General features: G+C 69.8%; 9 protein-coding genes. 4 read left to right on the forward strand and 5 right to left on the reverse strand.

Translation table 11 applies throughout. The annotated features are described in order from the left end of the window. Positions 1-113 precede the first annotated feature (113 nt). The 3 genes from rny to recA form a co-directional block, all read right to left on the reverse strand. On the reverse strand, positions 114-1,730 hold the full coding sequence (rny, locus tag ACIBG8_RS50630) for a ribonuclease Y (protein ID WP_397350553.1): 1,617 nt from the start codon (positions 1,728-1,730) through the stop codon (positions 114-116). Positions 1,731-2,676: 946 nt separating this feature from the next. After that, complete coding sequence (gene recX, locus ACIBG8_RS50635) at positions 2,677-4,950, reverse strand: recombination regulator RecX (RefSeq protein ID WP_397350554.1); 2,274 nt, start codon at positions 4,948-4,950, stop codon at positions 2,677-2,679. Positions 4,951-5,093: 143 nt separating this feature from the next. Further along, positions 5,094-6,197, reverse strand: coding sequence for a recombinase RecA (recA, locus tag ACIBG8_RS50640; RefSeq protein WP_397350555.1), 1,104 nt, complete (start codon positions 6,195-6,197; stop codon positions 5,094-5,096). Between the two features lie 187 nt (positions 6,198-6,384). Here recA and ACIBG8_RS50645 point away from each other — a divergent pair, with 187 nt between their 5' ends. From ACIBG8_RS50645 to ACIBG8_RS50655, 3 genes are all read left to right on the forward strand, one after another. Next, the gene (locus tag ACIBG8_RS50645; RefSeq protein ID WP_397350556.1) at positions 6,385-6,873 is read left to right on the forward strand and encodes an RNA polymerase sigma factor; all 489 of its coding nucleotides are present in this window, start codon (positions 6,385-6,387) and stop codon (positions 6,871-6,873) included. Then, positions 6,870-7,298, forward strand: coding sequence for a hypothetical protein (locus tag ACIBG8_RS50650; RefSeq protein ID WP_397350557.1), 429 nt, complete (start codon positions 6,870-6,872; stop codon positions 7,296-7,298). The genes ACIBG8_RS50645 and ACIBG8_RS50650 overlap by 4 nt, the downstream gene beginning before the upstream one ends. Before the next feature lie 84 nt (positions 7,299-7,382). Then, positions 7,383-7,649 (forward strand): hypothetical protein, encoded by a 267-nt coding sequence (locus tag ACIBG8_RS50655; RefSeq protein ID WP_397350558.1) that lies wholly within the window; start codon positions 7,383-7,385, stop codon positions 7,647-7,649. On the opposite strand, the gene ACIBG8_RS50660 is transcribed toward ACIBG8_RS50655, so the two are convergent. After that, a complete protein-coding gene (locus tag ACIBG8_RS50660; protein ID WP_397350559.1) occupies positions 7,636-7,830 on the reverse strand; it encodes a DUF3046 domain-containing protein in 195 nt (64 codons plus the stop codon). The genes ACIBG8_RS50655 and ACIBG8_RS50660 overlap by 14 nt on opposite strands. Positions 7,831-8,069: 239 nt before the next feature. Then, a complete protein-coding gene (locus ACIBG8_RS50665; RefSeq protein WP_397350560.1) occupies positions 8,070-8,558 on the reverse strand; it encodes a VOC family protein in 489 nt (162 codons plus the stop codon). A 101-nt stretch (positions 8,559-8,659) separates the two neighbouring features. Between ACIBG8_RS50665 and ACIBG8_RS50670 the strand changes: the two genes are divergently transcribed. Further along, entirely contained in the window at positions 8,660-13,279 is a 4,620-nt protein-coding gene (locus ACIBG8_RS50670; RefSeq protein WP_397350561.1) for an ATP-dependent helicase, read from the forward strand. Positions 13,280-13,375: the final 96 nt, after the last annotated feature.

Here is a 13,375-nt window from a genome sequence, read left to right on the forward strand (position 1 = left end):
CTCGCCGCCCGACTCACCGATGTAACGGCGGCCGGCCACCTACGGGCGAGTGCCAATGGGAGAGGCCCCAAGCCCCGTGCGGCGGGTGGCGATCCCCTGGCCCGCCGTACCCCTTATCTTGCAAATTCTGTGGCCCGAGACTCCCGAACCACAGTGATCCGGATCTGCCCCGGATACGTGAGTTCCTCCTCCACCTGCTTAGCCACGTCCCGCGCGATCACCTGGGCCTGGATGTCGTCGACCCCGTCCGGCTTGACCATCACCCGGATCTCCCGCCCCGCCTGCATGGCGAAGACCTTGTCCACGCCCTCATACGACTGCGCGATCTCCTCCAACCGCTCCAGCCGCTTCACATAAGCCTCGAGCGACTCCCGCCGCGCCCCAGGACGGCTCCCGCTGATCGCATCGGCCGCCTGCGTCAGCACCGCCTCCACCGTCCGCACCTCGACCTCGTTGTGATGCGCTTCGATGGCGTGCACGACGTCCTCGTTCTCGCCATAACGCCGGGCGATCTCCGCGCCGATCAGCGCGTGGCTGCCCTCCACCTCATGCGTCAACGCCTTGCCGATGTCGTGCAGCAACGCGCACCGCTTCATCAGCGGCGCGCTCATCTTCAGCTCGGCCGCCATGATCCCGGCGATGTGGGCCGACTCGATGAGGTGCTTGAGGACGTTCTGTCCGTAGCTCGTGCGATACCTGAGCTGGCCCAGCAGCAGCGTCAGCTCCGGGTGCATCTCGGTGATCCCCAGCTCCACCAGCGCGTCCTCACCGGCCCGCGCGCACAGGTCCTGCACCTCGGCGCGGCTGCGGTCGTGCGCCTCCTCGATGCGCTGCGGATGGATCCGCCCGTCGAGCACGAGCTTCTCCAGCGTCAGCCGCGCGGTCTCGCGCCTGACCGGATCGAAACACGACAGGAGCACCGCTTCCGGCGTGTCATCGATGATCAGGTTCACCCCGGTGGTCGTCTCGAACGCCCGGATGTTGCGCCCTTCACGCCCGATGATGCGACCCTTCATCTCATCGCCGGGCAGGTGCAGCACGCTGACAACGGACTCCGCCGTCTGCTCGGCAGCCACCCGCTGTACGGCCAGCGTCACGATCTTGGTGGCCCGCTTCTCGCCCTCCTTGCGCGCCTCGCCCTCGATCTCCCGGATGATCAGCGCCGCCTCGCGCTTGGCCTGGTTCTCGATCTCCTTGACCAGCTCGTTCTTGGCCTGCTCGCCGGTGAGCCCGGACACGCGCTCCAGGATCGCCTTGCGCTCCCCCTCGACCTGCAGCAGCTCCTCGCGCCTGGTGGCCAGCTCGGTCTCGGTCTCGGCCAGCTTGCGCTCGCGCTCCGCCTGCCTGCGCGTCTCCTCGTCGAGCCGCTGCTCACGCTCGGCCAGGCGCCCTTCACGGCGTTCGAGGTCGGCTCTGAGCTCCTTGAGTTCGTGCTTGAGCGTGCGCTGCTCTTCCTCGACGTCCCGCCGCAGCTGGGAAGCGTTCTCCGCGGCCAGCTCGGACCGTCGCAGGATCTCGACGGCCTCGGTCTCGGCCTTGTCCCGAATCTGCCCAGCTTCCTTGCGCGCGAGCTCGAGCTCGTCCTGCGCCTCGGCCAGCTGCTCTGGAGTCGCTTTGAGCGGTTGTGGAGTCTGTACGGACGTCCTACGCAAGACGATCACCAGCGTCGCGATCATCCCAAATGCCAGCAGGAGCACCGCCACCGACAGCACCACAACAAGCGGCTCCATGTGCGCCCCGCCCTCCTCTTCAAAATACGGGGAGGATTACACGCACAGCGCAGACGGGACAGATATCGGCACAGGGGTAACCGGGCATCGACCAGCACAGCCGACACCTCGCCCAAGCCTTCGTCCGTCGCTCACCGGTATGGCAATCCGCACTGCGCGGAGTAACTCCTCACTGCCGTCGAGGTTATGCGTCGAAGAGGTAACGAGCAAGCAAAGACAGGCTGTCAAGCGTGTCTTACGACCCGCCCGCCGCGTTTTAAGCAGACACCATACGATCTTGCACGAAATACCCCGACACATCCCCACTACGCCCACATATCCCACATACCTCCCCACCCACCCCCACCCCACACCCCCCACAGCCCGCCATTTGGATCATGCCCCCAGACCCCCTCGCCGGGCCCCCAGAAGCACCACAGAGAGACCCACCACCGAAGCCCCTCGACCACAGAGCCGCAGAGCCAACCACGCCAGCGGATGCCACAGCAGCGAAGTACACGGATGAACGCCATGGCAGAGGAGCGCACGAGCGGATGTCCTAGCGAAGAAGGGCGCACGAGCGGATCAGCCCAGGCAGCGCGAACTGACCCATGGCGGGTGGATCGTCGCACCCAGCGACCATCTCTTCGTCGCCCCCCGCCACGCCCCCACGGCGTAATGGCCGACGCCCTCCCCCTCGACGCCCATCACCCCCAAGTGACCGTCACCCCTGGACGGCCATGCCCCCCGACCCGGACCGCCACCCCTGAACGACCATCACCCCCGACCCGGACCGCCACTCCCGAACGACCATCACCCCCGACCCGGACCGCCACCCCTGAACGACCATCACCCCTGAACGACCATCACCCCTGAACGACCATCACCCCGAACGACCGTCACCCCCGAACGACCGTCAGACCGAGCAGCCCCCATGCCCTAAAGATCGTCCTACAGCGAGAATCCGTCACATGCTGGGATCATCCTCAACCTCGATCCCCTCCTGCTCCAACGCCTCCCGAACCACCCGGAACGCCAGCCCAGGCGCATACCCCTTACGCGCCAGCATCCCCGCCAACCGCCGAATCCGCGCCTGAGGTTCCACGTTCCTCGTGGACGCCAACTTCCGCTCCACCAGCCGTCGAGCCGTCTCCAACTCCTGCTCAGGCTCCAACCGCTCCACAGCCTCGCTCACGGTCTCACTGTCAACCCCACGATGCCGCAACTCCTGAGCAAGCGCCCGCTTAGCCAACCCCCGCCCATGATGCCGAGAATCCACCCAAGCCTCAGCGAACGCCTCATCATTGATCAACCCAAGCTCAACAAACCGATCAAGTACGGCCTCCGCGGCTGCCTCAGGCACCTCCCGCTTCCGCAACGCCTCAGCCAGCTGCGCCCGCGTCTTGGGCGCCATGGTGAGCAACCGCAAACAGATCCCCCGAGCTACGGCCTCAGGATCAGCATCCATCTGACGACTGGCCGAACTCCCCTCAGCCGGCCCCTCAGGCAACCACCCAGAGCTCCGCCGCCCCCCACTCCCCCGACGCCGCCCTTTCCCCTTCCGCCCACCAGCCCGCCCCCCAGCAGACCCCAGCCCCTCACCCTCCCCAGCAGAGCCCGAACCCCCACCCCACCCGGCCGAGCCCGACCCCCCATCCTGACCGGCCGAGCCCGAGCCCCCATCCTGCCCGGCAGAGCCCCAAGCCCCGCTCCGCCCGGCCGAACCCCCATCCCGCCCAGCCGAGCCCCAAGCCCCATCCCGCCCAGCCCCCTCACTCCCGCCCGAGCCACCCCATAGCCCCGACGCCTCACTTCCGGCCGAACGCCCATCGCTGTCCCGAGCCTCATCAGCCCAGACATACACATCCGGCTCAGGGTCCGGCTGCCCACCCCGTACACCGCCGTCCCCCTCAGCACTGCCAGGTGAAGCGCTGTCCTCCTCCAGGGGAGCCGCGATCTCCGAAGCACCACCGACCCCGCCTCCCCCCTCAGCTTGAGAGGAACCCTCAGCAGGGACCTCGGGGGAAACGCCCTCATGGGAAGGCACGGCCTCGAAAGAAGACCCTGTCGGGACCGCCACTTCCTCCCACGAAGCGACAGCGTCCAGGGGAGCCATAGCTTCGTGGGGGGCTACAGCTTCTCGGGGTGCCCCAACCTCGTGGGGCGCTACAACCTCGTGGGATGCCCCAACCTCGTGAGGTGCCACGACCTCGTGGGATGCTACGACCTCGTGGGGTGCTACGACCTCGGGGCGATCAGCGGGATGGTTGCCGACAGGAGGCTGCGGCCGCGAGTCGAGAGGCTCCACGGACGCCTGCGGTGTCGACGCGAACGGATGGGTACGGCCAGCAGGTGTGTCAGCCGCACCCCCTGCCGCGAACGCCTCGAAAGCCCCCGCCCCCGGCCCTCCAGACGCACTCCACGACCCATCGGCGACGAAAGCATCGAACGCCCCAGACGCTCCACTACGGGACGATGTCTCAGCACGGTCATCGGTCGCGGGCGCAGCGAACAACGAACCCTCCGCAGCAGCCCAAGCAGCCGTCACATGCGCGGGCGGTCCCACCGAACGCGCAGCCTCCGCAGAGGACCCGCCTACCCGCGATCCATCCGTCCCACGTGCCGCCCCCTTGGCACGTCGCACACGCTTCCCCTGCGCCGGGCTCTCCGCCTTCGGGATGTCATCCGCACGCGGCAACTCACCCTCCGCAGGTGGCGTGGTCCCCTCATGCCGCGCACCCTCCGCAGGCAGCACGCCCCCTTCGTGCGACGCACCCTCAGCATGCAGCGCACCCTCCACCCCTGGTGCGCCACCCGCAGACGGGCCGTCACCCACACGCGAGTTCGCCTCCGCCCGTGAGCCCGTATCCTTACGCGAGCCCACCCCCTCACGCGAATCCGCACCTGAGCCCACCTCGCCACGAGGGCCCGCCCCCACGGGAAGGGCGTCCTCCGCAAGTGTGGGCACCGTCGCCGCAGACGTGGGCGGCGACTCCGGGTCAGTGGGACGCGGGGCGCGCGGTGGGATGGCCGACGGCCAGGCGTCGATCGCGGAGCGGGCGAGGTCGCGCCCGCCGCTGCCGGTGGTGTCCTGGGCGCGCCCGGCCCTGCGGGTGGGTGCGGCGCCCGTGTCCCGCCCGCCCCTTGGGGAGGAGGTGTCGTGGTCATGCGAACGAGACCCGTCGTTGTCCGAGGGTTCGTCTGTCCCGCTGGGCGTCGAGCGGCTGCCGTCTTGCCTCATGCCGTCCCGTTGCTCTCTGCGCCGGGGGCCTCGCCGCCCGGCGGGGTTGCGTGCTGACCCGCCGCGACAAGCCACGCGGCGGGGTGTCGGTGAGTGACCCTCCCGGCGGCGCGAGCCCGCACCGCCGGGAGGTGTAGGTGGGGTTAGACGTCGCCCGGCTTGGGAGCGGCCGCCGCCTTGGCGCCGCGGGCCGCCGGAGCGGGCGGGGCAGCGGCGGCAGCCGGCGCCGGGGCGTCGGCGGGAGCGTCGAGGCGCGGCCCGACACCCAGCTTGTCCTTGATCTTCTTCTCGATCTCGTTGGACATGTCCGGGTGGGTCTTCAGGAAGTTGCGCGCGTTCTCCTTGCCCTGCCCGAGCTGCTCGCCCTCGTAGGTGTACCAGGCGCCCGACTTGCGGACGAAGCCGTGCTCGACACCCATGTCGATCAGGCCGCCCTCACGCGAGATGCCCACGCCGTACAGGATGTCGAAGTCGGCCACGCGGAACGGCGGGGCCATCTTGTTCTTGACCACCTTGACGCGGGTGCGGTTGCCGACCGCCTCCGTGCCGTCCTTGAGGGTCTCGATGCGGCGGATGTCGAGCCGCACCGAGGCGTAGAACTTCAGCGCCTTGCCACCGGTCGTGGTCTCCGGCGAGCCGAACATGACGCCGATCTTCTCGCGCAGCTGGTTGATGAAGATCGCGGTCGTGCCGGTGTTGTTGAGCGCGCCGGCGACCTTGCGCAGCGCCTGGGACATCAGGCGGGCCTGGAGGCCGACGTGGCTGTCGCCCATCTCGCCCTCGATTTCCGCCTTGGGCACCAGGGCGGCGACGGAGTCGATGACGATGAGGTCGACGGCGCCGGAGCGGATCAGCATGTCGGCGATCTCGAGGGCCTGCTCACCCGTGTCCGGCTGGGAGACGAGCAGCGCGTCGGTGTCGACGCCGAGCTTCTTGGCATAGTCGGGGTCGAGCGCGTGCTCGGCGTCGATGAAGGCCGCGATGCCGCCGGCGCGCTGGGCGTTGGCCACCGCGTGCAGGGCGACCGTCGTCTTGCCCGACGATTCAGGCCCGTACACCTCGACGATCCTGCCGCGCGGCAGACCTCCGATGCCCAGCGCGACATCGAGGGAGATCGACCCCGTGGGGATCACTTCGATCGGGGCTCGCACCTCGTCGCCGAGGCGCATGACGGAGCCCTTGCCGAACTGCCGCTCGATCTGTGCGAGGGCAGTCTCAAGGGCCTTCTCGCGGTCGTTGATAGCCATGGGAACTCCCCTGTGGGGTCGTGGTCCGGTCAGTCGAGTGAAAGCTACGGGCTGCCACCGACAATTTCCGCCGAAGCCGGGGAAGAAGCGGTCCGGCGTTTCTCATCGTAGCCGAACGACTGTTCGATCTCATCACGAACACGCCATCAACGTGAACCTGGGCCCCCCGACCCGCGACTCTATGAATGTGACCGATGAGCTGCTGATTCTCCGGTGCCAGCTCGGCGAGCGCGAGGCGCTCACCGAGCTGGTCCGCGCGTGGCACGAGCCCGTATGGACTTATGTCAGGCGCATGCTCGACGCGGAGCGCGCCGACGACGTGGCGCAGGAGGTCTGGCTCGCCGTACTGAAAGGACTGCCCAGGCTCAAGGACCCGGCCAGGTTCACCCCCTGGCTGTTCACGATCGCCAGGCGGGCGGTCATGAACAGGCTCAGGCAGCAGTACGGCGAAGCCGAGCCGATGGAGATCGAACCGCAGGGCGAGGCGCCCTTCGACCGCGCCGAGCTCATCGAGGGGCTGGCCGCGCTCCCTCCGAAGGAACGGGAGATTCTCGTCCTGTTCTACCTGGAAGACCTGTCGATCGAGGACTGCGCCGAGATCTGCGCGATCCCGGCGGGAACCGTTAAGTCCCGGCTCAACAGGGCCCGTCGCCTGCTCAGGAAGGAACTCGCATGAACGAGGACGAGATGCTCGCCCGGCTGTCCGGCGCGCTGTCGCCCTGGCGGCGCGTGAGGGTCGTCTGGGCCCTGGTGGCAGGGGTTGCTGGCGCCGTTTTCACCGGTTCGCTCTGGGCCACGGAGCCGGGGCCGCTGCCCGCCAGGACGAATCTGGCTTTCGCCGCGATCACCGCGTTCTGCGTGGCGTGGGCGGTGTACGGCGCGTGGGCGATCAACAGGAGGACGGCTCTGCTGGCCGTCGACCGGGTGATCGCGGCGTGGATCGCGATGGGCGCCTCGGTGGTGACGACGGCATTGCTCGCCTTCGCCGCGCCGCAGGCTCTGGTGGTGGGAATCATCGCGATCGTCGCGTCCGGGGCGCTTGCCGTACAGGCCCATAGAAAGCGCGCGGCGCTGCTGAAGCGCAGGAACGAGCTCAGCTGACAGACATTCACGGGCATTACGCCGCGCCTGTTGCCACGGCCATGACCTGGGGCGATCCTGGGAGAAAGGTCGAAGGGCGGCGACGTGACGAGCACGTACACCGGTGAACGGCGCACCCATCTGGAGGCTCTGGCCGAACTCCTTCCCGATCACGGGCTCGTCGGCCGCATGATCGGCGGCGACGATCCCGTGCTCTGGGCCTGGCATCCGAGGACGGGCCGTCAGACGATCATCTTCGCCACCCCGACGACCGGCGGCTGGCTCTTCCTGTGGGCGCCCGGCGGCCAGGGCGAGGCGGACGATCTAGAAGCGGCGGCGGAAAAGCTCAAGTCGACGCTCAGCGAAGGTTAGACGCGACGTCCTCCACCTGGCACACCGCGCGCCACACGGACTTCGCGCTCTCGCCGTCGGCCAGCGCCTGCGTGACCGTACGGCCGCCGAGCGGGGCGATGACGTAGTCGCGCGCCCACGATTCGGCGTACGTCCCGCCGAAGTGAGCGTGCATCCTTCTCCAGAACTCGGTCAGGCGCATTTTCCAAGTATGGAACCAGGCCTGGAGTGGGTAGGACGAGCCACATGGCGAAATCCCCCAAACACGCCCCCCATCCCAGCGCCGTGACGAAGGCGCACCGGGCGAAGCGCCGCCACATCCTCCTTCTGCAGCGGCAGGCCGTACAGCAGGACAAAGCCGAGCGTTCCGAGCGGCATCAGGGCATCAACCGGCAACCGCGCGAAGGAGGGTCGCGTACGCGGAGAGCGTCGCGCAGATAGTCACATCACGCGCGAGCCGTACATCTCACCGAGATGGTCGGCGAGCAGCTCCAGCCGGGCGCCGTCGGGGTCCCTGAAGTAGATGGAGGCGCCGCTCTCGATCTGGTGCGGCACGCCGGCCATCTCCAGCTTGCCCCTGAGCCGCTCCCACGTGGCCGGGTCGACGGAGATCGCGATGTGGTGCAACCCGCCCAGAACCTCTTGGTAAGGCCCGAGCTCCAGGCCGGGGAAGTCGAAGAAGGCCAGCAGGTTGCCGTTGCCTATGTCGAAGAAGAAGTGGTTGGAACCCTTGTAGTCGCGGTTCTCGAAGATCTCGGTGAGCGGAAACTCCAGGAGCTCCTGGTAGAAGCGGATGGTTCGCTCGACGTCCGACGACAGCAGTGCGAAGTGGTGCAGACCTCGCGCGCTGCTCGACGGCCTGTGCGGCAGGAGGTACCGCTCCCTGATGCGCTCGCGCTCGGCCTCGATGGCCGCGTGATCGATGCTCACAGACCTCACCTCTCCGCCTGTATGTCCCCGCAGATCGGGGCTCAATCGCCCCACGCAGCCTCAATCTCTTTTCTGTCGGTACGGCGAGGCACACTGAACAGGTGAACTTCAGCAGGGTGACCAGGGAGTGGTTCGACGGCGCCTTCGCCGCGCCGACCGCGGCGCAGGAGGGCGCCTGGGCGTCGATCTCGCGCGGCGACAACACGCTGGTGGTCGCCCCGACGGGTTCCGGCAAGACGCTCGCCGCCTTCCTGTGGTCACTCGACCGCCTCACCGTAGAGCCGCGCACCGACAAGACGTGCAGGGTCCTCTACGTCTCGCCGCTCAAGGCGCTGGCGGTCGACGTGGAGCGCAACCTGCGCGCGCCGCTGGCCGGGCTCAAGCAGACCGCGCGGCGGCTCGGCGAGCCCGTGCCCGAGATCTCGGTGTCGATCAGGTCGGGCGACACCTCGGCAGAGGAGCGCAGGCGGTTCGCCTCGAAGCCGTCCGACATCCTCATCACCACACCTGAATCCCTGTTCCTGCTGCTCACCAGCCAGGCGCGGGAGGCGCTGCGCGGCGTCGAGACGGTGATCGTCGACGAGGTGCACGCGGTGGCCGCGACCAAGCGCGGCGCGCACCTGGCGGTCAGCCTGGAGCGGCTCGACGCGCTGCTGGAGAAGCCCGCCCAGCGCATCGGCCTGTCGGCGACCGTGCGTCCGGTGAGCGAGGTGGCCGCCTTCCTCGGCGGCTCGCGCCCGGCGACCGTCGTGCAGCCGCCCTCGGACAAGGAGATCGAGGTGCGGGTCGTCGTCCCGATCGAGGACATGACGGAGATCGAGTCGCAGAACGGCGAGGAGCAGACCAACAGGTCGATCTGGCCGCACGTCGAGGAGCGGTTGTTCGACCTGATCGAGCAGCACAGCTCGACGATCGTGTTCGCCAACTCGCGGCGGCTGGCCGAGCGGCTCTGCACGCGGCTCAACGAGCTGGCCTATGCGCGCCAGCAGGGCACGGAGGTCGTCGACCTGTCGATCTGGGAGACGGGTTCCGCCGCTCCCGCTGAGGTGATGGCGCAGGCAGGAGCGTCCAAGGGCGCGATCCCCGAGATCGTCCGCGCGCACCACGGCTCGGTGTCGAAGGAGGAGCGCGCCCAGATCGAGGAGGCGCTGAAGTCGGGGCGGTTGCCGGCCGTGGTCGCCACCTCCAGCCTGGAGCTGGGCATCGACATGGGCGCCGTCGACCTCGTGGCCTGCGTGGAGGCGCCGCCGAGCGTGGCCAGCGGGCTGCAGCGCATCGGGCGGGCCGGGCACCAGGTGGGCGCGGTGTCGCGTGGCGTGATCTTCCCGAAATATCGCGGCGACCTGGTGCAGACGGCCGTGGTGGCCGAGCGGATGAAGAGCGGGCAGATCGAGGAGTTGCGCTATCCGCGCAATCCGCTCGACGTGCTGGCGCAGCAGATCGTGGCGATGACGGCGCTCGACGACTGGACGGTCGAGGAGCTGGAGACCGTGGTCAAGCGGGCCGCGCCGTACGCGACCCTGCCCAGGAGCGCGCTGGAGGCGACGCTCGACATGCTGGCCGGGCGCTACCCGAGCGAGGAGTTCGCCGAGCTGCGCCCGCGCATCGTGTGGGACCGGGTCACCGGAACGCTCCAGGGGCGGCCGGGCGCGCAGCGGCTCGCGGTGACCAACGGCGGCACGATCCCCGACCGCGGGCTCTTCGGGGTGTTCCTCGTCGGCGAGAAGGCCTCGCGGGTGGGCGAGCTCGACGAGGAGATGGTGTACGAGTCGCGGGCCGGCGACGTGTTCGTGCTCGGCGCCTCCTCTTGGCGCATCGAGGACATCACCGCCGATCGGGTGCTGGTCTCCCCCGCTCCCGGCCAACCGGGCAAGCTGCCGTTCTGGCACGGCGACATGCTGGGCCGTCCGGCCGAGCTGGGGCGGGCGATCGGCGAGTTCCTGCGCAACCCTGACGAGGAACGGCTGCGCGCCGCCGGGCTCGACTCCTTCGCCACGGCCAACCTGCTGGCCTACATCGACGAGCAGCGCGCGGCCACCGGCTACGTGCCCGACGACCGGACCCTGCTGGTGGAGCGGTTCCACGACGAGCTGGGCGACTGGCGGGTGGTGATCCACTCCCCCTACGGCGCGCGGGTCCACGCGCCGTGGGCGCTGGCGATCAACCGGCGGCTGCGCGAGCGTTACGGCGTCGACGTGCAGGCGGTGCACTCCGACGACGGCATCGTGCTGCGCATCCCGGACACGCTGGCCGAGCCGCCGAGCGACGTGGCCGCCTTCGACGCCGACGAGATCGAGCGGATCGTCACCGAGGAGCTGGGCGGCTCGGCGCTGTTCGCCTCTCGGTTCAGGGAGTGCGCCGGGCGGTCCCTGCTGCTGCCCCGCCGTACCCCTGGGAAAAGGACCCCGCTGTGGCAGCAGCGGCAGCGGGCCGCGCACCTGCTCGGGGTGGCGTCGCAGTACGCGTCGTTCCCCGTGGTCCTGGAGACGATGCGCGAGTGCCTGCAGGACGTCTTCGACGTGCCCGGCCTGGTGCAGCTCATGCGGGACATCGCTGCGCGGCGGGTGCGGGTGGTGGAGGTGGAGACGTCGCAGGCCTCGCCGTTCGCCGCCTCGCTGCTGTTCCACTACATCGGCGCTTTCATGTACGAAGGCGACGCTCCCCTCGCTGAACGGCGTGCGCAGGCGCTGGCGCTGGACACGTCGCTGCTGGCGGAGCTGCTCGGCCAGGCCGACCTGCGCGAGCTGCTCGACCCCGACGTGATCGCCGACGCCGAGCGCGAGCTGGCCAGGCTCGACCGGCCGCTGCGCGACCTGGAAGACCTGTCCGACCTGCTGCGTTCGCACGGCCCGCTGCTGGCGGCCGACGTCAGCGTCCGCTCGGGCGACCCCGCGTGGCTCGACGAGCTCGAACACGCCCGCCGCGCCATCCGCGTGCGCGTCGCCGGAGCGGAACAGTGGGTCGCGATCGAGGACGCCGCACGCATGCGCGACGGCCTCGGCGCGCCGCTGCCCGTGGGGGTGCCGCACACGTTCCTGGAGCCGGTGGCCGACCCGCTCGGCGACCTGCTGGCCCGCCACGCGCGCACCCGCGGTCCCTTCCATGCCGGTACGGCTGCCGCCAGGTTCGGCCTGGGCGTCGCGGTGGTCACCGACGCGCTGCGGCGGCTGGCCGCTTCTGGCCGGGTGGTGAACGGCGAGTTCCGTCCTGGCGGGCGGGGCGAGGAGTGGTGCGACGCGGGCGTGCTGCGGATGCTGCGCCGCAGGTCGCTGGCGCGGCTGCGCAAGGAGGTCGAACCGGTCTCCGCCGAGACGCTGGCGGCTTTCCTTCCTGTATGGCATGGCATTTCCGGCACGCGGGCGGCGCGGGGGATGGACGCGCTTGTGGGGGTCATCGAGCAGTTGCAGGGGGCGGCGGTGCCCGCTTCCGCGCTGGAGACGCTGGTGCTGCCCTCGCGGGTGCCCGGCTACTCGCCCGCGCTGCTCGACGAGCTGACCGCGTCGGGCGAGGTCATGTGGGCGGGCAACGGGTCGCTGCCCGGCGGGGACGGCTGGGTGTCGCTCTACTTCGCCGACACCGCTCCGCTGCTGCTGCCCGACCCGGCCGACATCACGCTCACGCCGTTGCACACGCGGATCCTCGAGGTGCTGGGCGGGGGTGGCGCGCTGTTCTTCCGCGGGCTGTCCGACCAGGTCGGCGCACTCGACGACCAAGCCCTTTCGTCTGCTTTGTGGGATCTGGTGTGGTCGGGGCGGGTTTCCGGCGACACGCTGGCCGCGCTGCGTTCGACGCTCGGGTCCGGGCGGCCTGCGCACCGGCCAGCCACGACGCGGCGGCGGCGCGCTGTGCTGCCTTCGCGCAGCGGGCCGCCTACGGTGGCTGGGCGGTGGTGGTTGCTGCCCTCGCCCGCCGTGGACGGGACGTTGCGTGCGCAGGCGCAGGCTGAGGTGCTGCTGGAGCGGCACGGGGTGGTGACCCGGGGGGCGGTGATGTCGGAGCGGCTGCCTGGAGGGTTTGCTGCGGTTTACCAGGTGTTGCGGGCTTACGAGGAGAGCGGGCGGTGCCGGCGGGGGTACTTCGTGGAGGGGTTGGGCGGCGCGCAGTTCGCGTTGCCTGGTGCGGTGGACCGCATGCGCGCCCTCTCCCCCACCCCACTGGGCGGGACCGAGCCTTCGTCGGCTCCCTTCGCCGGCGCCGCTGGTTCCCAGGGTGGGTTGCCACTCGGCGGAGACGCTTCGGCTTCTCGGAGCGGGGCGCCTTACGAGGAGCGCCCTGACGGTGGCGGTCCCTCCTTCCGGGGCGGCTCGCCGTACGGTGGGCGTCCTGAGGCTTCCGGGTCGCGTGGGCGGTCGGGGCCGCGGGCGATCGTGCTGGCGGCGGCGGATCCGGCGAACCCGTTCGGCGCGGCGCTGCCGTGGCCGGTGCATCCCGGGGAGCTCGGCCACAAGCCTGGGCGGAAGGCGGGGGCGTTGGTGGTGCTCGTCGACGGCCGGTTGGTGTTGTACGTGGAGCGGGGCGGGAAGACGCTGCTCTCCTTCGCGGACGAGGACGCGTTGCAGCCTGCGGTGGACGCGTTGGCGCTGGCGGTGCGTGATGGGGCGTTGGGGAAGCTGACGGTGGAACGCGCCGACGGCACCTCGATCACCGACTCACCGTTGGGGGCGGCGTTGGAGGCGGCAGGCTTCCACCCCACCCCCCGCGGCCTCCGCCTCCGCGCCTGACCTACACACCCGGCCAACAACCCGTAGAGGTCTCACCCCACACTGGCCAACAACCGCACAGAGGTCTCAGTCCCTGCTCGCCCTCCGACCCCGGAG

This window comes from Nonomuraea sp. NPDC050556, from assembly GCF_044457355.1.
GTDB lineage: Bacteria > Actinomycetota > Actinomycetes > Streptosporangiales > Streptosporangiaceae > Nonomuraea.